At 66.5% G+C, this 17,392-nt stretch carries 30 protein-coding genes; 1 reads left to right on the plus strand and 29 read right to left on the minus strand.

The window, feature by feature from the left end:
* The first annotated feature begins 1,028 nt into the window (after positions 1-1,028).
* A complete protein-coding gene (locus tag RIF23_RS06380; RefSeq protein WP_310911453.1) occupies positions 1,029-1,730 on the plus strand; it encodes a hypothetical protein in 702 nt (233 codons plus the stop codon).
* An 18-nt stretch (positions 1,731-1,748) separates the two neighbouring features.
* Here RIF23_RS06380 and RIF23_RS06385 read toward each other — a convergent pair whose 3' ends face one another.
* From RIF23_RS06385 to rpsS, 29 genes are all read right to left on the minus strand, one after another.
* On the minus strand, positions 1,749-2,036 hold the full coding sequence (locus tag RIF23_RS06385) for a hypothetical protein (RefSeq protein WP_310911454.1): 288 nt from the start codon (positions 2,034-2,036) through the stop codon (positions 1,749-1,751).
* Positions 2,033-2,350, minus strand: a complete 318-nt coding sequence (locus RIF23_RS06390; RefSeq protein WP_310911455.1) for a hypothetical protein — start codon at positions 2,348-2,350, stop codon at positions 2,033-2,035. Before RIF23_RS06390 ends, RIF23_RS06385 begins: the two co-directional genes overlap by 4 nt.
* Positions 2,351-2,369: 19 nt before the next feature.
* Positions 2,370-3,266, minus strand: a complete 897-nt coding sequence (gene truA / locus RIF23_RS06395; protein WP_310911543.1) for a tRNA pseudouridine(38-40) synthase TruA — start codon at positions 3,264-3,266, stop codon at positions 2,370-2,372.
* Positions 3,267-3,348: 82 nt separating this feature from the next.
* Positions 3,349-3,882 (minus strand): 50S ribosomal protein L17, encoded by a 534-nt coding sequence (gene rplQ / locus RIF23_RS06400; protein ID WP_310911456.1) that lies wholly within the window; start codon positions 3,880-3,882, stop codon positions 3,349-3,351.
* 31 nt (positions 3,883-3,913) lie between these two features.
* Entirely contained in the window at positions 3,914-4,942 is a 1,029-nt protein-coding gene (locus tag RIF23_RS06405; protein WP_310911457.1) for a DNA-directed RNA polymerase subunit alpha, read from the minus strand.
* Positions 4,943-5,059: 117 nt separating this feature from the next.
* Positions 5,060-5,464 (minus strand): 30S ribosomal protein S11, encoded by a 405-nt coding sequence (gene rpsK, locus RIF23_RS06410; RefSeq protein WP_310911458.1) that lies wholly within the window; start codon positions 5,462-5,464, stop codon positions 5,060-5,062.
* A gap of 51 nt (positions 5,465-5,515) precedes the next feature.
* On the minus strand, positions 5,516-5,893 hold the full coding sequence (gene rpsM, locus RIF23_RS06415; RefSeq protein ID WP_310911459.1) for a 30S ribosomal protein S13: 378 nt from the start codon (positions 5,891-5,893) through the stop codon (positions 5,516-5,518).
* A gap of 159 nt (positions 5,894-6,052) precedes the next feature.
* Complete coding sequence (gene rpmJ / locus RIF23_RS06420) at positions 6,053-6,166, minus strand: 50S ribosomal protein L36 (protein WP_310911460.1); 114 nt, start codon at positions 6,164-6,166, stop codon at positions 6,053-6,055.
* 61 nt (positions 6,167-6,227) lie between these two features.
* A complete protein-coding gene (gene infA, locus RIF23_RS06425; RefSeq protein ID WP_017593374.1) occupies positions 6,228-6,449 on the minus strand; it encodes a translation initiation factor IF-1 in 222 nt (73 codons plus the stop codon).
* Positions 6,450-6,763: 314 nt separating this feature from the next.
* Entirely contained in the window at positions 6,764-7,228 is a 465-nt protein-coding gene (locus RIF23_RS06430; RefSeq protein WP_310911461.1) for a DUF1707 SHOCT-like domain-containing protein, read from the minus strand.
* Positions 7,229-7,282: 54 nt separating this feature from the next.
* Positions 7,283-8,137 (minus strand): type I methionyl aminopeptidase, encoded by an 855-nt coding sequence (gene map / locus RIF23_RS06435; RefSeq protein WP_310911462.1) that lies wholly within the window; start codon positions 8,135-8,137, stop codon positions 7,283-7,285.
* Positions 8,138-8,140: 3 nt separating this feature from the next.
* Positions 8,141-8,785: an adenylate kinase gene (locus RIF23_RS06440; RefSeq protein ID WP_310911544.1), complete on the minus strand. Its 645-nt coding sequence runs from the start codon at positions 8,783-8,785 to the stop codon at positions 8,141-8,143.
* 11 nt (positions 8,786-8,796) lie between these two features.
* Positions 8,797-10,125: a preprotein translocase subunit SecY gene (gene secY, locus RIF23_RS06445; protein WP_310911463.1), complete on the minus strand. Its 1,329-nt coding sequence runs from the start codon at positions 10,123-10,125 to the stop codon at positions 8,797-8,799.
* A gap of 195 nt (positions 10,126-10,320) precedes the next feature.
* Positions 10,321-10,785, minus strand: a complete 465-nt coding sequence (rplO, locus tag RIF23_RS06450; RefSeq protein ID WP_310911464.1) for a 50S ribosomal protein L15 — start codon at positions 10,783-10,785, stop codon at positions 10,321-10,323.
* A complete protein-coding gene (gene rpmD, locus RIF23_RS06455; protein ID WP_310911545.1) occupies positions 10,782-10,982 on the minus strand; it encodes a 50S ribosomal protein L30 in 201 nt (66 codons plus the stop codon). The genes rplO and rpmD overlap by 4 nt, the downstream gene beginning before the upstream one ends.
* 5 nt (positions 10,983-10,987) lie before the next feature.
* Positions 10,988-11,590 (minus strand): 30S ribosomal protein S5, encoded by a 603-nt coding sequence (rpsE, locus tag RIF23_RS06460; protein WP_310911465.1) that lies wholly within the window; start codon positions 11,588-11,590, stop codon positions 10,988-10,990.
* 61 nt (positions 11,591-11,651) lie between these two features.
* Positions 11,652-12,038 carry a 50S ribosomal protein L18 gene (gene rplR, locus RIF23_RS06465; RefSeq protein WP_310911467.1) on the minus strand — a complete coding sequence of 129 codons (387 nt, stop codon included), beginning with the start codon at positions 12,036-12,038 and terminating at the stop codon, positions 11,652-11,654.
* A 3-nt stretch (positions 12,039-12,041) separates the two neighbouring features.
* Positions 12,042-12,578: a 50S ribosomal protein L6 gene (gene rplF, locus RIF23_RS06470; protein ID WP_310911468.1), complete on the minus strand. Its 537-nt coding sequence runs from the start codon at positions 12,576-12,578 to the stop codon at positions 12,042-12,044.
* A gap of 18 nt (positions 12,579-12,596) precedes the next feature.
* Positions 12,597-12,995 (minus strand): 30S ribosomal protein S8, encoded by a 399-nt coding sequence (rpsH, locus tag RIF23_RS06475; protein ID WP_310911469.1) that lies wholly within the window; start codon positions 12,993-12,995, stop codon positions 12,597-12,599.
* 158 nt (positions 12,996-13,153) lie between these two features.
* Positions 13,154-13,339 (minus strand): type Z 30S ribosomal protein S14, encoded by a 186-nt coding sequence (locus tag RIF23_RS06480; RefSeq protein ID WP_310911470.1) that lies wholly within the window; start codon positions 13,337-13,339, stop codon positions 13,154-13,156.
* Positions 13,340-13,368: 29 nt separating this feature from the next.
* Complete coding sequence (rplE, locus tag RIF23_RS06485) at positions 13,369-13,953, minus strand: 50S ribosomal protein L5 (RefSeq protein ID WP_310911471.1); 585 nt, start codon at positions 13,951-13,953, stop codon at positions 13,369-13,371.
* On the minus strand, positions 13,953-14,258 hold the full coding sequence (rplX, locus tag RIF23_RS06490; RefSeq protein ID WP_310911472.1) for a 50S ribosomal protein L24: 306 nt from the start codon (positions 14,256-14,258) through the stop codon (positions 13,953-13,955). The genes rplE and rplX overlap by 1 nt, the downstream gene beginning before the upstream one ends.
* Before the next feature lie 11 nt (positions 14,259-14,269).
* Complete coding sequence (gene rplN / locus RIF23_RS06495) at positions 14,270-14,638, minus strand: 50S ribosomal protein L14 (protein WP_310911473.1); 369 nt, start codon at positions 14,636-14,638, stop codon at positions 14,270-14,272.
* Between the two features lie 90 nt (positions 14,639-14,728).
* Positions 14,729-15,016, minus strand: coding sequence for a 30S ribosomal protein S17 (rpsQ, locus tag RIF23_RS06500; protein ID WP_310911474.1), 288 nt, complete (start codon positions 15,014-15,016; stop codon positions 14,729-14,731).
* On the minus strand, positions 15,013-15,267 hold the full coding sequence (rpmC, locus tag RIF23_RS06505; RefSeq protein ID WP_310911475.1) for a 50S ribosomal protein L29: 255 nt from the start codon (positions 15,265-15,267) through the stop codon (positions 15,013-15,015). The genes rpsQ and rpmC overlap by 4 nt, the downstream gene beginning before the upstream one ends.
* Positions 15,268-15,377: 110 nt before the next feature.
* Positions 15,378-15,794: a 50S ribosomal protein L16 gene (gene rplP, locus RIF23_RS06510; protein ID WP_310911476.1), complete on the minus strand. Its 417-nt coding sequence runs from the start codon at positions 15,792-15,794 to the stop codon at positions 15,378-15,380.
* Positions 15,795-15,796: 2 nt separating this feature from the next.
* Positions 15,797-16,648 carry a 30S ribosomal protein S3 gene (gene rpsC / locus RIF23_RS06515; protein ID WP_310911477.1) on the minus strand — a complete coding sequence of 284 codons (852 nt, stop codon included), beginning with the start codon at positions 16,646-16,648 and terminating at the stop codon, positions 15,797-15,799.
* Positions 16,648-17,034, minus strand: coding sequence for a 50S ribosomal protein L22 (rplV, locus tag RIF23_RS06520; protein ID WP_310911478.1), 387 nt, complete (start codon positions 17,032-17,034; stop codon positions 16,648-16,650). The genes rpsC and rplV overlap by 1 nt, the downstream gene beginning before the upstream one ends.
* A 67-nt stretch (positions 17,035-17,101) precedes the next feature.
* On the minus strand, positions 17,102-17,380 hold the full coding sequence (gene rpsS, locus RIF23_RS06525; protein ID WP_310911479.1) for a 30S ribosomal protein S19: 279 nt from the start codon (positions 17,378-17,380) through the stop codon (positions 17,102-17,104).
* Between the last annotated feature and the right edge of the window lie 12 nt (positions 17,381-17,392).

The raw sequence follows: 17,392 nt of genomic DNA on the forward strand, positions 1-17,392 counted from the left end.
CTCCTGGCGCGGTGCACCCTGCATGTGCCCCCAACTCCGATCTCAGCCACGATCTTGGCCCATCGGCCAGGCGACGCGTGATTTCCGCTGTGTGTCCGAACCGCGAGGGTTCCTACCCGCGCTGACCGTACCTGTTCCTGCTGACTCCCGAGTGTTTCTCGGAGGGATCCGCTATCACACCCCAACCATACGACCCCCACTCCCACGGGACGCCCCCGGCTGGACACTCCAACGCCACACCCTCCGCGGAGGAAGGCGACCTGCTCGGCACACCTCAGCATTCCATCGGACCGAACGGCGATGGGGTTCTGCCGCCCGAGTCGTCGGCGCCGCCCCCACCGCATGTGAACGGGCCACCCCCAGGCCCCGGCTTGGACGGTGCGGTTCCTGCGCCGGACGGGAGCGCTCCGTGGCACCCGGCAGCGGGTACAGGCCCGGCCTTTCCCGGGTCAGTGCCCGATCCACCTTCCGCCGCAGCCGGCCCGCCTCCTGGGCAGGGGCCACCTCCCGGGCAGGGGCCACCCCCCGGGCAGGGGCCGCCCCCCGGGCAGGGGCCACCCCCCGGGCAGGGGCCGCCCCCCGGGCAGGGACCGCCCCCCGGGCAGGGACCGCCCCCCGGGCAGGGGCCACCCCCCGGGCAGGGGCCACCTCCCGGGCAGGGGCCACCCCCCGGGCAGGGGCCACCTCCCGGGCAGGGGCCACCCCCCGGGCAGGGGCCACCTCCCGGGCAGGGGCCGCCCCCCGGGCAGGGGCCACCCCCCGGGCAGGGACCGCCCCCCGGGCAGGGGCCACCCCCGGGGCAGGGACCACCTCCCGGGCAGGGGCCACCCCCGGGGCAGGGACCGCCCCCCGGGCAGGGGCCACCCCCCGGGCAAGGACCACCTCCCGGGCAAGGACCACCTCCCGGCCAGGGTGCGCCTGCCGGTGGTCCACCAGTCGGGGGACTTCCGGACGAGCGTCCCCTGTTTCGGGACAGTGCGCCTCCAGCCGGCGCTGGCCCGGATGCCACGGACACAGCAGAAATCGACATGGGTCAGCTGCCGGATCGTGGCGTGCGCTCCTGGCTGGCCGCACGCCCCGTCGTTTTCGGAGGCGCCTTTCTCGCCCTGCTCCTGGTTCTGGGCGGAGGTTCGTTCCTGCTGGCCACCTCGTCCGGTTCAGAGTCTCCGGCCCAGACCGCCTCGGCGGCGGGCGAGGAGTACGACACATCCCGTGTGGCCAACGAGGAGGTGGATCCCGCAGCGCTGGAGCCGGAGACACTCTTCGAGCCTACGGAGATCGAGGTGGCCAATGTCATTTTCGAACGGGTGGTCACGGACGACACCGAGGACTGTGCCGCTGTCGCCCATGGCAGCTACGGAGAGGTCTTGGTCGAGAACGACTGCCGGCAGGTGGTGCGCTCCTCCTACGTCAGCGACGACCATGCCGTGACGGTCGGTGTCGCCGCCCTCCCCAGCCAGGACGCGGCCGAGCAGGCCGAAGCTTCGCGGGACGTCGCCGCCACCGACTGGTTTGCCGGGCTGGCCGGCCCGGAGGACAGCGGCGCAGAACGGCTGGAGTACGCGGGAGGCCACGCCCACGGTGCGGTCTGGGGGCGCTATCTGGTTTTTGCTCTGGCCAGCGGGCAGGACGGCAGCAGCCCGGAGGATGCGGACTCCGAACTGGACGAGATCAGCGAAGAGTTTCTCCAGGTGCCACTCACCGCGCTGGGTGAGCGGGCTCGGGACTGACTCTCGACGGCTGCGGGCTCACTCGTCCCGGCGCTCGCGTCGTTCCTCCACATAGTGGTCCCAGATCTCGGCCAGTAGATCGTAGAAGCCGTGCTGGTGCTGGAAGTAGGTTGCGCAGGCGCCCGCGAGGAAGCCGACCATGTGTTCGTCACTGAACCTCAGCTCGTAGCCGTCACAGGTCGTGACATAGTGCACCCGATCCTCGGTGACATGATGATGCTCGATCAGCCGCGCAGACGCCAGGGCCTGGTAGATGTCGCTCATCCGCACCACGGAGTTGGGGTTCTCCGGCTCCCGCACCGTCACCGCGCATACCTCGACGCGATCCGGTCCACCATGAGGCGCAGTGCGGAGGTGTCGGCCACCTCGCTCATGAGCTCGGCCATGCCCACCCCCAGCAGGAGCGGCGCGAGGTCGCGGTCCGACAGAACCAACTCGTAGCCGTTCATGGTCGTGATCTCGTGCCGCGTGTCGTCACTCCGATGGTGCTCCGCGAGCAGATACTGCTCCAGCATCGCCAGGATGTTCGCCGACGTGGGCTCGAGGGTCGCCGCATCGTTGCCGCGGTCGTCGTCCGCGTCCAGCCGGATCCGGCCCGCGGCACCCCGGGCTTCGGACATCGCGCCTCCTGCGTGTGGGCTACGCGCCCATTGTGCCGGATCCGGAGTCCGACCGTGGCGCGTTTGGTGTTCCCGCCCCGTCCGGAGTCTCGGGCAGCGGGCCGCGTCTCCGGCGGGTCGTGGCCACTCGGGAGGCAAGCTCCTCCGGACCGGGATACCGGACCTCCTCCAGGGTGAGACCGTGGGCAGGCACCACGTGAACCGCCGAGTCCCGCTCTCCCGCGGCCAGGACCCTTCTGGGCCAGTCCACATCCCGGCGTCCGTCTCCGACCGCGAGCAGGGCTCCTACCAGGGCACGCACCATGTTGTGACAGAAGGCGTCGGCACGGACCGTGCCGAACAGCAGATCCCCGTCCCGCTCCCAGTGCAGACTCTGCAACTCCCGCACCGTACTCGCACCCGGGCGTTTGCGACAGTAGGCCGCGAAGTCGTGTTCCCCAAGCAGCAGCCGCGCCGCAGCACACATCCGGTCCACGTCCAGCCCACGGCGGTGCCACAGCACATCCCGCCGACGCAGCGGGTCCACCCCGCCCACCGCGTCACTCACCCGGTAGATGTACCGCCGCCACAACGCGGCGAACCGAGCGTCAAACCCGGGCGGGGCCACACCAGCGGCATGCACCCGCACGTCAGGTGGCAACACCCCACCCAACCGTCGGGGTAGCGTGGCGACGTCCAGCCGTTCCAGCTCCGCTGCCGGCACATCCAGGTGCACCACCTGCCCGCGGGCATGCACCCCGGCATCGGTGCGGCCGGCCACGGTAACCGGTGTCGCATTCCGGCGTAGGATCCGACACAGCGCCTGTTCCAGCTCCCCCTGAACCGTACGCCGCCCCGGCTGGGCCGCCCAACCCGAGAAGTCGGTTCCGTCGTAGGCGAGGTCCAGCCGCAGCCGCACCGTCTCGGTATCGTCCATCACTGAATCAGCGTCCCCACACACACCGGTGCCCGGCCCCCTGTGGGAGCCGGGCACCGGGATCACCGAAGCGGTTCTCCGGCTACTTTTCGGTCGAATCCGAGGTCTCGGCCTCGGTCGTGGCCTCGCTGGCCTCGTCCTGCGCGCCGTCGGCACCCTCGTCCGCGCTCTCCACCGATGCGGAGTCGTCGGTGCTGGCCGCGGATGCGGCAGCAGCCGACGCCGGAGTCGACTCAGCGGCGGCACCGGTGCGCTCGGGCAGTGCCTCCACCAGCTCGATCACGGCCATGGGGGCGTTGTCGCCCTTGCGCGGCCCCACCTTCGTGATGCGGGTGTAGCCACCGTCGCGGTTGGCATAGCGTGGCCCGATCTCGGTGAAGAGCTCATGGACGACGCTCTTGTCCGAGATCTTTGCCAGCACCTGCCGGCGGGCATGCAGGTCGCCGCGCTTGCCCAGAGTCACGAGCTTCTCAGCGTAGGGGCGCAGCCGCTTGGCCTTCGCCTCCGTGGTCCTGATCCGGCCGTGCTCGAACAGTGCGGTCGCCAGGTTCGCCAGCATGAGGCGCTGGTGCGCCGGGCTGCCACCCAGGCGCGGCCCCTTCGTTGGCGTGGGCATAGTGACGTTCTCCTCGTGCTGCTCAGACGAGCTAGAGCTGCTCGGTCTCGCGGTAGGACTCGTTGTCCTCGTCGTCTTCTTCGTCCTCGTACTGGTCGACCACGCTCGTCGGATCGAACCCGGGCGGGGAGTCCTTCAGCGCAAGCCCCATGTCGATGAGCTTCTGCTTGACTTCCTCGATCGACTTGGCCCCGAAGTTCCGAATGTCGAGCAGATCCTGCTCGGACCGGGCAACCAGCTCTCCCACACTGTGGATCCCCTCGCGCTTGAGGCAGTTGTAGGAGCGCACCGTGAGGTTGAGGTCCTCGATCGGCAACGCGAGATCGGCGGCAATGGCACGATCCTGGTCCGAGGGGCCCATGTCGATGCCCTCGGCGTCGACATTCAGTTCCCGGGCCAGTCCGAACAGCTCGACAAGGGTCTTACCCGCACTCGCTACAGCGTCCCGAGGCCGGATCGCAGGCTTGGTCTCCACGTCCAGGGTCAGCCGATCGAAGTCGGTGCGCTGCTCGACACGGGTTGCCTCGACCTTGTAGGTGACGCGGTAGACCGGCGAGTAGATCGAGTCGATCGGGATGCGTCCGATCTCCTGATTCGGCTGCTTGTTCTGCGCCGCAGACACATAGCCCCGCCCACGCTCGACCGTGAGCTCCATCTCGAGCTTGCCCGAGCTGTTGAGTGTGGCGATCGGCAGCTCGGGGTTGTGCACCTCCACGTCTGCGGGTGGCGCGATGTCCGCTGCCGTCACCACGCCGGGGCCCTGCTTCCGCAGGTACATGAGAACCGGCTCGTCGTTCTCCGAGCTGACCACCAGACCCTTGAGGTTCAGGATGATCTCGGTGACATCCTCTCGAACCCCCGGCACGGACGCGAACTCGTGCTCGACACCCTCGATACGGATGCTGGTGACCGCGGCTCCCGGAATGGAGGAGAGCAGGGTCCGACGGAGCGAATTACCGAGCGTGTAGCCGAACCCCGGCTCCAGTGGCTCGAGGGTGAACCGCGAGCGGTTCTCGCTGATGGGCTCCTCGGTAAGCGAAGGACGCTGGGCGATAAGCATGGTCGTACGTTTCCTTTCCCACGACCGCCCGCTATTTGACGGTCACTGGACTATGCAACCCGGTCCCGGGACGGACCGGTGTCCCCGCCCGACCGTGCGGCCGGGGACCGGCGGACGTCAGACGCGACGCCGCTTCGGCGGCCGGCACCCGTTGTGCGGCACCGGCGTTACGTCGTGGATGGAGCCAACCTCGAGCCCCGTTGCCTGGAGCGACCGAATCGCGGTCTCCCGGCCGGAACCGGGGCCCTTCACGAACACGTCGATCTTGCGCATGCCGTGCTCCTGGGCACGACGCGCAGCGGCCTCCGCCGCCATCTGGGCGGCGTAGGGAGTCGACTTCCGGGAACCCTTGAAGCCCACCTGGCCGGAGCTGGCCCACGAAATCACCGAACCCGTGGGGTCCGTGATGCTCACGATGGTGTTGTTGAATGTGCTCTTGATGTGCGCATGACCATGCGCAACATTCTTCTTCTCCTTGCGACGCACCTTACGTGGCGCGTTCTGGCGGCCCTTTGGCGGCATTCGCGACAGCCTCCTGCGATCGTCTGGACTCCGGACCCGAGATCCGGCCTACTACTTCTTGACCTTCTTCTTGCCAGCCACGGTCTTCTTCTTGCCCTTGCGGGTACGGGCGTTGGTCTGCGTCCGCTGACCGTGGACGGGAAGGCCGCGGCGATGCCGGATGCCCTGGTAGCAGCCAATCTCGATCTTGCGCCGGATGTCCGCTTGGACCTCACGCCGGAGATCGCCCTCGACCTGGTAGTTGCTGTCGATCCAGTCCCGCAGCCGGATCAGCTCGTCCTCGGTGAGCTCATGCACACGCGTCTGTTTGTGCACACCGGTGTTCGCGAGAATCTCCTGGGCGCGCGGGCGCCCGATTCCATACAGATAGGTGAGAGCGATCTCCACGCGCTTATCACGCGGCAGATCGACGCCAGCGAGGCGTGCCATACGGGCGTTCTCCTTCAGTACTCTGCGGAGGTCTCTCCCGATCCCCTCTCAGCGGGTGCCCGACCCGCCCGAGCCCCGGCCTCCGACCGGGGGTTGACTCCCGCGAACGCGGAAGACTGGGATGGGCTCACATTCGTGCTGCGTGCGGCGCTTCGGGTGTTAGCCCTGGCGCTGCTTATGCCGCGGGTCAGAGCAGATGACCATGATCCGGCCATGGCGGCGGATCACCCTGCACTTGGAGCAGATCTTCTTGACGCTCGGCTTGACCTTCATGCTCGCTCCGGACTCAGATGGCCAACTCGCGCTCGGTCAGCTACCGGCGCTGATGCTGGCCCTACTTGTAGCGGTAAACGATGCGCCCGCGCGTGAGGTCGTACGGGCTCAGCTCCACAACTACCCGATCATCAGGAAGAATACGGATGTAGTGCATGCGCATCTTGCCGCTGATGTGGGCAAGGACCTTGTGCCCGTTGTCGAGCTCCACTCGGAACATCGCGTTGGGAAGGGACTCGATAACGGAGCCCTCGATCTCGATGGCGCCGTCTTTCTTAGCCATGTCCTCCGCACTTCGTTCGACGACAGTTGCTATGCCGTGCTGGTCTGCCTGTGGCTCCGATCCGACCCGACACGACCGCCGAGGCGGCTCCCCGGGCATGAAACGACCAGCTGCCAGGGCAGACACCGGAAAAAGCGGAGACACTGGCGCATCGGGCCAACCCAGTGCGACACCTGGTTGTGCCGCCACGGCGAGGCTGGTGCGGACACACCGACCCAACAACCCGCGTGTGGGCACAGCCAGTCTACCCCGCCAGAACCCGTGCATCTAACATTGGGGCCATGTGGGACGGTGTACCCACAGCCGCGCGGTTCCTACCGGGCGCTGCGGTGAGCCAGCCCTCCCACCAGGACTGCTGCCACCGTGATGATCAGCATCACTACACCCCAGGGACCGGCAACCCAGATCCACCACGGGTACAGGTCGAAACCATCCCCACCGGCCAGCGCAATAACCAACCAGATCCCGAAGTTGAGCAGGCTAACCCCACCCCAGACCAGCCAGGGAATAACCAGTGCGGGATCCCGCAAGACCCCACCGCGCGGCAGTGCTCCCGCTTCGACCACCGACGAGGCCCGCAGCTGATACAGGTCCTGTTCCGGCAGATCCGCGGTCAACGGTTCCAGTTCGCCACGGGTGCGGGCCGCGTACACGTCGGCGAGGCGAGTGTGGAACTCGTCATTGTCGATCCGGCCCTGTGCGAAGTGCTCTTGCAGGGTCTTCGCCACCCGGTCCCGGTCCGCGTCGGAGATCCGCATATCGGGATGAGCGTCACTCACCGCGCATCCCTCCTCGACTGGACGAGCGGGAGGGTCCCGCCTGGTGTCCTTCCCTCAGCCTACCCGGATCCCCGAGTCATCGGGGTCGCGGAACCCAAGCCTGGCCAGGGTCTCCCGGTTCTCGTCCCGCGCCGTCAACACCAGCGGACCGTCCGCGGTGACCGCAACCGAGTGTTCGAAATGGGCAGCGGGCTGGCCGTCTTCCGTGACGACCGTCCACCCGTCATCCAACGGAACGACGCTTCGTGTCCCCCGCGTCAACATCGGTTCGATCGCCAGGCACATACCCTCCTGCAACCGCATTCCCCGGCGGCGCTTGCCGTAGTTGAGAACGTGCGGCTCCATGTGCATCTCCGAGCCGATACCGTGACCGCCGTACTCTCGTACGTTGCCGTAGTCACCCAGCGATGCCACATAGGACTCGATCGCGTACCCGATATCCCCCAGCCGGTTTCCGGGGTACATCTCAGCAATCCCGCGCCACATCGCGGTCTCACACGCATTCAGGTGAGCGCGATCCTGTTCGGTCCCGGCCTGTGGTCCACCGACCACGAACGTGATCGCCGAATCTCCATGCCACCCGTCCAGGATCGCGCCGCAGTCCACCGACAGGACATCCCCGGTGGCGAGAACCCGATCCGCACGGGGGATTCCGTGCACGACCTCCTCGTTCACCGAGACACAGATGGACCCAGTGAACCCGTAGTACCCCTTGAACGAGGGCACGGCACCGGCCGAGCGGATGCTGTCCTCTGCGAGCGCATCCAGCTCGGCCGTGCTCATACCAGCTCGTGCCTCGAGGCGCACCAGGTCCAGAGTCCCGGCGACGACACGACCGGCAGCCCGCATCTGTCGGATCTGGGCCGTGTCCTTGAGCTCCACCCGTGAGCCCCGATCACCACGCAACATCGCCTACCCGCGCTCCCCGGTCGGAACCGCTGCCAAGGCCCGGGCGGTCACATCCGCAACGCTGCCGGTGGCTTGGATGGAGACCAACAGCCCGCGCTCGCGGTAGAAGTCCACCAGGGGAGCGGTCTGCTCCTCGTACACCCGAAGCCGGTGCCGGATGGTCTCCTCCTGGTCATCCTCGCGCTGCACCAGCTCACCCCCGCAGTTGTCACACACTCCTGGAGTGCGCGGCGGATCGAAGATGACGTGCTGCACGTGGTTGCAGGAGCGGCAGGAGCGCCGACCGGACAACCGGGTGACAACCTCCTCGGTCTCCACGACCAGTTCCAGTACCACGTCTAGACGCTGGCCGAGGTCCTCCAGGATCCCGTCCAGCGCCCGGGCCTGGGCAACGTTGCGCGGGAATCCGTCCAGCAGGAAGCCCGCCCGCGCATCGTCCTGGCCGAGGCGGTCCGCGACCATTGCGTTGGTGACCTCGTCCGGGACGAGGTCACCCCGGTCCATATACGCCTTCGCTTGCTGACCCAACTCCGTGCCACCTCCAACGTTGGCACGGAAGATGTCCCCGGTCGAGACCTGGGGAATCGACAACTCTGACGCCAAGATCTGGGCCTGGGTGCCCTTACCGGCACCCGGCGGCCCTACCAATACGGCACGCACTATCGCAGAAAACCCTCATAGTTCCGCTGCTGGAGGTGACTCTCGATCTGCTTCACCGTGTCCAGCCCGACACCGACCATGATCAGGATGCTGGTTCCCCCGAAGGGGAAGTTCGCCGAGGCCCCGGACGCACCGAGGGCCAGCATCGGCAGCAACGCGATCACACCCAGGTAGAGCGACCCGGGAGTGGTCAACCGCGTGAGCACGTAGTCGAGGTACTCGGCGGTTGGCCGTCCGGGACGAATCCCTGGAATGAACCCACCGTACTTCTTCATGTTGTCGGCAACGTCAGTGGGGTTGAAGGTAATCGCCACGTAGAAGAACGCGAAGCCGACGATCAGGAGGAAGAAGGTGGCCATGTAGACCGGATGGGTGCCGGTCGGGTCGAAGTAGGTACTGAGGATCTGCACCACCCGACTGTCCGGGTCCTGCCCCATGAGCCCGATGACCATCTGTGGCAGGAACAGCAGCGAGGAGGCGAAGATGACCGGGATCACACCGGCCTGGTTCACCTTCAGCGGGATGTAGGTCGACGTGCCCGAGAAGGTACGGCGTCCCGCCATGCGTTTGGCGTACTGCACCGGGATGCGTCGCTGTGCCTGCTCCACGAAGACCACACCGGTGATGAGGACAAGTCCGGCCGCAACGATGATGGAGAACATCCACACGCCCTCCTCGTTCCAGATCCGGCCGAGCTCCGCAGGGAACACCGCGATGATCTGGGTGAAGATGAGCAGGGACATTCCGTTGCCGACCCCACGTTCGGTGATCAGCTCACCGAACCACATGATGATGGCCGTACCGCCGGTCATCACCGCGACGATCGTGACGGTCGACAGCCATTCCGTGGGTGTGCCCAGGAAAGTCAGATACTCGGAGGGATGACAGGCATCCTGGAACAGTTGCCCCGTCCGCGCCATCGCCACCATGCTGCTGGACTGCAACAACGCCAGGGCAATGGTGAGGTAACGCGTGTACTGGGTGATCTTGGCCTGTCCGCTCTGCCCTTCCTTCTTCAACGCCTCCAGGCGAGGAATCACCACCGTGAGCAGGTTCAGAATGATGCTCGCGGTGATGTAGGGCATGATGCCGAGCGCAAAGATCGCCAGCTGGAACAGGGCGCCCCCGCTGAAGAGATTCAGCAGGCCGTAGACCCCGCTGGTGTCCTCTTCGGTCGCCAGCTGCAAACACTGCTGGATCCCGGCCGAGTCGACCCCGGGTGCCGGAACGACGGCACCGATCCGGAACAGGGTCAGGATGAATAGGGTGAACAGCAGTTTATTGCGCAGGTCGGGCGTGCTGAACGCACGGACGAACGCACCTAACACGTCTCCTCCTGCGGGCCGTCGGCGGATCCGAACTCAGACATGGCGGCCGATCCAGGATCTTCGTAGCGGTCAAGCCCACCACGGGAATGGCGGGCATCAGGTTGCGGGGGCAGGCTAGCAGCCAATGCCACAGGGGCGCCTGCCGCTGTCCCCCAACCTAACGGGTTCCAACGGCAGACGCCCCCAACAGTTCCACTAGAGCTCGGTGGCGGTGCCACCCGCCGCAACGAGCTTCTCGCGGGCGGAGGCGGAGAACTTGTGGGCCTGCACGTTGAGCGCAACCGAAACCTCACCGTCACCGAGCACCTTCACCGGTGCGTTCTTACGCACCACGCGCTTGGCGACGAGATCGGAGACCGTCACCTCTCCACCTTCGGGGTAGTACTCCACCAACGTGTCCAGATTGACGACCTCATAGGTGGTCTTGAACCTGGCGTTGCTGAACCCCTTCAACTTGGGGAGCCGGCGAATCAGGGGCATCTGGCCGCCCTCGAAGCCGACGGGCACCGTGTCCCGGGCCTTCGTCCCCTTGGTTCCGCGCCCAGCGGTCTTCCCCTTGGACGCCTCACCCCGGCCCTTACGGATCCGGGCCTTCTTCGCGCCGGGGGCGGGCCGCAGGTGGTGGAGCTTGAGCAGCTCGTCCTGAGCCTTCTCGCTCATTCGCTGACCTCCTCGACCGTGACGAGGTGCGACACGATGGAGATCTGACCCCGCACCACGGGGCTATCCCCACGCACCGTCACCTTACCGATCCGCCCCAGTCCCAGGGTGCGCAGCGTCTCCAGCTGGTTCCGCTTGCCCCCGATCCCGGACCGGGTCTGCGTGATCTTGAGCCTGGTGTCTGTGCCCTGAGCCATCCTCGTCACGCTCCCGCCTTAGCCTCTTCACGGGCGCGCAGCATCGCCGCCGGCGCAACGTCCTCCAGGGGCAGTCCACGGCGCGCCGCGATCTGCTCCGGCTGGCTCAGACCCTTCAGCGCCGCCACCGTCGCCTGGACGATGTTCAGCGGATTGGCGGAGCCGAGCGACTTGGTCAGCACGTCGTGCACTCCGGCGCACTCGAGAACGGCACGCACGGGCCCCCCGGCGACCACACCGGTACCCGGTGACGCCGGACGCAGCAGGACGATGCCGGCCGCCTCCTCCCCCTGCACCCAGTGGGTGATGGTTCCACCCACCCGGGGCACCCGGAAGAAGTTCTTCTTGGCCTCCTCGACACCCTTGGCGATCGCCGAGGGCACCTCCTTGGCCTTGCCGTAACCAACACCGACCATGCCGTTGCCGTCACCCACGACGACCAGCGCCGTGAAGCTGAAGCGGCGGCCACCCTTGACCACCTTCGCGACCCGGTTGATGGTCACTACTCGTTCAATGTAGGAGACACTCTTGTCTGCGGCGCCGCCGCGGCGATCCTCACGGCGGTCACGCCGCTCGCCACCGGCGCCGCGCCGCGGAGCTGCAGCCATCAGTGGTTCCTCTCCTCGTCGTTACCCAACTCGTGAACCGGAGCCAACGCGATCATCGCCCTCAGAACTCCAGTCCACCCTCACGCGCACTGTCGGCCAGTGCGGCGACTCGCCCGTGGTAGCGGTGGCCACCCCGGTCAAAAACGACCGAACGCAGGCCGGCAGCCTGAGCCCGCTCGGCCAGCAATGCGCCCACCTTACGGGCTCGGTCGGTCTTCGTACCCTCAGCACTGCGCACTCCGGCGTCCACACTCGAGGCGGCCGCCAGAGTATGCCCCTGGACGTCGTCGATGAGCTGCGCGCCGATGTGCTTCGACGACCGGCTGACCACCAGGCGGGGGCGCTCGGCAGTACCCTGGATCTTCTTCCGAATCCGCAGGTGCCGGCGTTCCCGAGCCACCCGGCGCGGCGCAGTGCGCTTACGCGAAAGCGTTGAACTCTTCGCCATGCCTTACTTCCCAGTCTTCCCGGCCTTGCGCCGAATCTGCTCGCCCTGGTAGCGCACGCCCTTGGCCTTGTAGGGGTCCGGCGGACGCAGACTCCGAATATTCGCGGCAACCTGCCCCACAGCCTGCTTGTCGATCCCGTCGACGTGCAGCAGGGTCGGCTTCTCCACACGGAAGGAGATTCCCTCCGGGGGCTCCATCACGACCGGGTGGCTGTAGCCCAGGGAGAACTCCAGGTTCGACCCCTTGGACTGCACGCGGTACCCAACGCCGTGAATCTCCAGGGTCCGGGTGTAACCCTCAGAGACGCCCTTCACGTTGTTCGCGATCAGGGACCGCTCCAGGCCGTGCAGAGAGCGATGGTCCGGGTGGTCATCGGGACGGTCCACGATCAGGAAGCCGTCCTCCTCCCGCACCGTGATGGGCTCGGTGACCGAGTGGCTCAGCGTGCCCTTGGGGCCCTTGACAGTGACATCCTGACCGTCGATCGTGACCTCGACACCCTTGGGGATCTCGATCGGCAGTCGACCAATACGCGACATGCGTAATCTCTCCCCTCGCTACCAGACGTAGGCGAGGACTTCGCCGCCCACGCCACGCTTCTTGGCCTGCTTATCCGTCATCAGGCCGCCCGATGTCGAAATGATGGCAACACCCAGGCCACCCAGCACGCGCGGCAGATTGTCCTTCTTGGCGTACACCCGCAGCCCGGGCTTGGAAACCCGGCGTATCCCGGCGATGGAACGCTCCCGGGTGGGACCGTACTTAAGGTCCACCACGAGGTTCTTGCCCACTGCGGCATCCTCGGCGTGCCAGCCTTGGACGTACCCCTCTTGTTGCAGGATCTCGGCGATATGCGCCTTGATCTTGGAGTACGGCATACGCACGTCCTCGTGGTACGCAGAACTCGCGTTGCGCAGACGTGTCAGCATGTCTGCGATCGGATCGGTCATTGTCATGGCCGACGGGCCCTCCTCACCGCGGTTTCCGAGCCGGGTCACGTCCCGCTCGGGGCCTGCCCCCTACGGGGGACCGGCTACGGACCTACGGCGTGGTCATGGGTGCCCAGGGCACCCGGTTTGTCGTTGTTCGTCTCTCGCTGCGCTCCGCGCTCGGACTACCAGCTGGACTTGGTAATGCCCGGCAGTTCGCCGCGGTGGGCCATCTCCCGGAAGCAGATCCGGCACAGCCCGAACTTCCGGAAGACCGCCTTGGGGCGCCCGCAACGCGAGCACCTGGTGTAGGCGCGGACGCCGAACTTCGGCTTCCGCTTCGCCTTGGCGATCAGTGCTTTCTTAGCCATTCGTCACTACACTCCCCTACGTCGAGCCCTCAGGCCGCCTTGAACGGGAAGCCGAGCTGCTTGAGCAGGCTACGTCCCTCGTCATCGGAGGCCGCGGTGGTCACCACAGTGATGTCCATCCCACGTTGCCGGTCCACCCGGTCCGGATCCACCTCGTGGAACATGACCTGCTCGGTAAGCCCGAAGGTGTAGTTGCCGGCGCCGTCGAACTGCTTCGGGGAAAGCCCCCGGAAGTCCCGGATCCGTGGCAGCGCGAGGCTGAGCAACCGGTCCAGGAACTCCCACATCCGGTCGCCGCGCAGCGTCACACTGACCCCGATCGGCATCCCCTGGCGCAGCTTGAACTGCGACACGGAGCGCTTCGCGCGGTTGAGCTTCGGCTTCTGACCGGTGATCGCCGTGAGGTCGGCGATCGCACCCTCAATGAGCTTGGCATCCCGCGCAGCCTCGCCCACACCCATGTTGACCACGATCTTGGTCAGCTTGGGCACCTGCATGATGTTCGAGTAACCAAACTCCGAACGCAGCGCCGGCACGATGTCGGAGCGGTAGGTCTCCTTCAGCCGCGGGGTGGGGGCGGCCTGCGCGTCGGTGCTCTCAGTCGCGACCGTCATCAAATGTCCTTACCGGTACGGCGAGAGATCCGGACCTTCGTGCCGTCCTCGTCGAAACGGTAGCCAGCCCGGACCGGCTTGCCGTCCTCGACCAGGGCCACATTACTCACGTGGATCGGCGCCTCCTGGGTGACAACCTCACCCTGGCCACCACTCGCCTGATTCGCTCGTCTGTGCTTCTTGATCAGGTTGACACCCTCGACGACGACCCGCTCCCGCTGCGGGAGAGCACGGATCACCGTTCCCGTGGCGCCCTTGTCCTTACCGGCGACGATGATGACCTCGTCACCCTTCTTGATCTTCATCCCCGCCACCTTTACAACACCTCCCGCGCGAGCGAGACGATGCGCATGTACCTCTTGTCCCGCAGCTCGCGCCCCACCGGCCCGAAGATTCGGGTTCCGCGTGGGTTTCCGTCATCGCGAACCAGGACGGCGGCGTTCTCATCGAAGCGGATATAGGAGCCGTCGGGCCGGCGGCGCTCCTTGACGGTGCGCACGACAACGGCCTTGACGACATCGCCCTTCTTCACGCCCGCGCCGGGAAGGGCGTCCTTCACCGTAGCAACGATGCGGTCGCCGATGCCCGCGTAGCGCCGACCCGAGCCGCCGAGAACCCGGATGGTCAAGACTTCCTTGGCCCCCGTGTTGTCGGCGATCTTGAGTCGCGACTCCTGCTGAATCACGTCTGCTCCTGAAACTCGGGCGCGAGTCGCCTCGCGCTCGCTGGATCCTCCACCCCGTTCGCGGTTCCGGCACCACCGCGAGGGAGGGCTTTACTTGGCCTTCTCCAGGATCTCCACGATGCGCCAGCGCTTCGTCGCGGACATCGGGCGGGTCTCCATCATCTTGACCCGGTCACCGACCCCGCACGCCTCTGCCTCGTCGTGGGCCTTGTACTTGGTGGTACGCCGGATGACCTTGCCGTACAGCGAGTGCTTCATCCGGTCTTCCACCTCGACGACGACGGTCTTCGTCATCTTGTCACTGACGACGTAGCCCTCGCGCACCTTACGGTAGTTACGATCGGAGCCGCGCTCCGTCGTGGCTGCTGTCTCACTCATTCGGCCGCTTCCTTCGCGCTCTCAGCCGATTCTCCGGTCAGCGGCATGATGCCGAGCTCGTGCTCCCGCATGACCGTGTAGATCCGGGCGATCTCCTGCTTGACGATGCGCAGCCGGCTGTGGTTGTCCAACTGTCCGGTCGCGGCCTGGAAGCGGAGGTTGAACAGCTCCTCCTTCGCCTCCTTGAGCTTGGTGCGCAGGTCCTCAAGGGACTGCTCCCGCAGCTCCTGGGCGGTCAGGGACTTCGCCATCACGCCTCCCTTCCATGGTCCATCAGATCTTCGCTCGGCACGGCCTGTCCTCGGACACGTGCTGGACGAACCGTGCTGCACAGCATCGGCAGCGTGTGCGTGGCCACGGTTTACTCCCAGGACTCGCGCTTAACGAATTTGCACTTCATCGGCAGCTTGTTCATCGCGCGCCGCATCGCCTCCTTGGCGACCGGCTCCGCGACACCCGACAGCTCGAACATGACCCGTCCCGGCTTCACCGGCGCGACCCACCACTCGGGCGAGCCTTTTCCAGACCCCATCCGGGTCTCCGCCGGCTTCTTCGTCAGCGGTCGGTCCGGGAACACGTTGATCCAGACCTTTCCGCCACGTCGGATGTGCCGGGTCATCGCGATTCGGGCCGCCTCGATCTGACGGTTGGTCAGCTTCCCCGGCTCGATCGCCTGGATCCCGTACTCACCGAAGTTCACGGCGGTTCCGCCCTTGGCACGGCCACCCATGTCCGGCTTGTGCTGCTTGCGGTACTTGATCTTGCGCGGAACGAGCATCGCTAGCTCTCCTCGTTACCGGACTTGTCCGAACCCTGTGGCGCCTCGGACTGTTTCGTCTCGGACTGTTTGGCCTCGGACTGCTGTGCGCCCTGCTGGCCGCCACCGCCCTGGCCACCACGACGGCGCCGCTGGGGCCGATCCCGACGCTGGCCGGAGTTGTTGCCGCCCCCGGTTCCACCACCGGCGGCACGCTGGGCGGCCTGCTGGGCCTCCCGCTCGGCCCGGGTCTGCGGGGCGTCGCCCTTGTAGATCCAGACCTTGACGCCGATCCGACCAAAGGTGGTCCGCGCCTCGTGGAAGCCGTAGTCGATGTCAGCACGCAGCGTGTGCAGCGGTACCCGACCCTCGCGGTAGAACTCCGAGCGCGACATCTCCGCACCGCCGAGACGGCCGCCACACTGCACCCGGATGCCCTTGGCGCCACTCTTCATCGCGCCCTGCATCGCCTTACGCATCGCCCGCCGGAACGAGACCCGGCTGGACAGCTGCTCCGCAACTCCCTGGGCGACGAGCTGGGCGTCGGTCTCGGGGTTCTTGACCTCGAAGACGTTCAGCTGGACCTGCTTCTTGGTCAGCTTCTCGAGGTCGGCGCGGATGCGGTCCGCCTCGACACCACGACGACCGATCACAATGCCCGGCCGGGCGGTGTAGACGTCAACACGGACCCGATCGCGGGTGCGCTCGATCTCGACCTTGGAGATCCCGGCGCGCTCCATCCCGCGGGTAAGCATCCGGCGGATGGCCACGTCCTCGGAGACGTAGTCCTTGTACAGCTTGTCCGCGTACCACCGGCTCTTGAAATCGGTGGTGACTCCAAGCCGGAACCCGTGCGGGTTTACCTTCTGCCCCACTATCGGGTCCTTTCCTTAGTCTTCTTCGACGACTTACGCTGCGCCCCGTTGTCGGAGGATTCTCCCACCACCACGGTGATGTGGGACGTCCGCTTACGCACCCGAAACGCACGCCCGAACGCCCGCGGACGGATCCGCTTCAGGATCGGGCCCTCATCCACCCAGGCGCTGCTGACCACCAGGCTGTCCCGGTCGAGCTGGTCGTTGTGCTCGGCATTGGCGATAGCGCTCGCGAGCACCTTGCCCACCGGAGCACTCGCCGCCTGGGGTGCGAACCGCAGCACCGCCTGTGCCTCGTCAGCGGGCAGGCCGCGGATGAGGTCCACCATGCGGCGGGCCTTTCGGGGCGTAACACGGGCGAACCGTGCCTGTGCCCTCGTCTCCATCGCAATTCCTCGCTAACTCCTCCCCCGCTACTGCGGGGGACCTGGCTCTGAACTACGCCAGCGGCCGCTACCGGCGGCTACGGCGGTCTTCCTTCACATGGCTGCGGAACGTCCGGGTCGACGCGAACTCGCCGAGCTTGTGCCCAACCATCGCCTCGGAGATGAACACCGGAACGTGCTTGCGCCCATCGTGCACCGCGATCGTGTGCCCGATCATCTCGGGAACGACCATGGACCGGCGGGACCAGGTCTTGATGACGTTCTTGCTGCCCTTTTCGTTCTGGTCATTCACCTTCTTCAGAAGGTGATGATCGACGAACGGCCCCTTCTTAAGACTACGCGGCATTCGGCGTGCTCC

The organism is Lipingzhangella rawalii (assembly GCF_031628175.1).
Lineage (GTDB): Bacteria > Actinomycetota > Actinomycetes > Streptosporangiales > Streptosporangiaceae > Lipingzhangella_A > Lipingzhangella_A rawalii.

Bases quoted from the DNA above. Each gene is read 5' to 3' on its own strand.
- RIF23_RS06380 (WP_310911453.1), top strand. From the start codon at position 1,029: ATGGGTCAGCTGCCGGATCGTGGCGTGCGCTCCTGGCTGGCCGCACGC.
- RIF23_RS06390 (WP_310911455.1), bottom strand. From the start codon at position 2,350: ATGTCCGAAGCCCGGGGTGCCGCGGGCCGGATCCGGCTGGACGCGGAC.
- truA (WP_310911543.1), bottom strand. From the start codon at position 3,266: ATGGACGATACCGAGACGGTGCGGCTGCGGCTGGACCTCGCCTACGAC.
- rplQ (WP_310911456.1), bottom strand. From the start codon at position 3,882: ATGCCCACGCCAACGAAGGGGCCGCGCCTGGGTGGCAGCCCGGCGCAC.
- RIF23_RS06405 (WP_310911457.1), bottom strand. From the start codon at position 4,942: ATGCTTATCGCCCAGCGTCCTTCGCTTACCGAGGAGCCCATCAGCGAG.
- rpsK (WP_310911458.1), bottom strand. From the start codon at position 5,464: ATGCCGCCAAAGGGCCGCCAGAACGCGCCACGTAAGGTGCGTCGCAAG.
- rpsM (WP_310911459.1), bottom strand. From the start codon at position 5,893: ATGGCACGCCTCGCTGGCGTCGATCTGCCGCGTGATAAGCGCGTGGAG.
- rpmJ (WP_310911460.1), bottom strand. From the start codon at position 6,166: ATGAAGGTCAAGCCGAGCGTCAAGAAGATCTGCTCCAAGTGCAGGGTG.
- infA (WP_017593374.1), bottom strand. From the start codon at position 6,449: ATGGCTAAGAAAGACGGCGCCATCGAGATCGAGGGCTCCGTTATCGAG.
- map (WP_310911462.1), bottom strand. From the start codon at position 8,137: ATGTTGCGTGGTGATCGGGGCTCACGGGTGGAGCTCAAGGACACGGCC.
- rplO (WP_310911464.1), bottom strand. From the start codon at position 10,785: ATGAGCGAGAAGGCTCAGGACGAGCTGCTCAAGCTCCACCACCTGCGG.
- rpmD (WP_310911545.1), bottom strand. From the start codon at position 10,982: ATGGCTCAGGGCACAGACACCAGGCTCAAGATCACGCAGACCCGGTCC.
- rpsE (WP_310911465.1), bottom strand. From the start codon at position 11,590: ATGGCTGCAGCTCCGCGGCGCGGCGCCGGTGGCGAGCGGCGTGACCGC.
- rplR (WP_310911467.1), bottom strand. From the start codon at position 12,038: ATGGCGAAGAGTTCAACGCTTTCGCGTAAGCGCACTGCGCCGCGCCGG.
- rplF (WP_310911468.1), bottom strand. From the start codon at position 12,578: ATGTCGCGTATTGGTCGACTGCCGATCGAGATCCCCAAGGGTGTCGAG.
- rpsH (WP_310911469.1), bottom strand. From the start codon at position 12,995: ATGACAATGACCGATCCGATCGCAGACATGCTGACACGTCTGCGCAAC.
- RIF23_RS06480 (WP_310911470.1), bottom strand. From the start codon at position 13,339: ATGGCTAAGAAAGCACTGATCGCCAAGGCGAAGCGGAAGCCGAAGTTC.
- rplE (WP_310911471.1), bottom strand. From the start codon at position 13,953: ATGACGGTCGCGACTGAGAGCACCGACGCGCAGGCCGCCCCCACCCCG.
- rplX (WP_310911472.1), bottom strand. From the start codon at position 14,258: ATGAAGATCAAGAAGGGTGACGAGGTCATCATCGTCGCCGGTAAGGAC.
- rpsQ (WP_310911474.1), bottom strand. From the start codon at position 15,016: ATGAGTGAGACAGCAGCCACGACGGAGCGCGGCTCCGATCGTAACTAC.
- rpmC (WP_310911475.1), bottom strand. From the start codon at position 15,267: ATGGCGAAGTCCCTGACCGCCCAGGAGCTGCGGGAGCAGTCCCTTGAG.
- rplP (WP_310911476.1), bottom strand. From the start codon at position 15,794: ATGCTCGTTCCGCGCAAGATCAAGTACCGCAAGCAGCACAAGCCGGAC.
- rplV (WP_310911478.1), bottom strand. From the start codon at position 17,034: ATGGAGACGAGGGCACAGGCACGGTTCGCCCGTGTTACGCCCCGAAAG.
- rpsS (WP_310911479.1), bottom strand. From the start codon at position 17,380: ATGCCGCGTAGTCTTAAGAAGGGGCCGTTCGTCGATCATCACCTTCTG.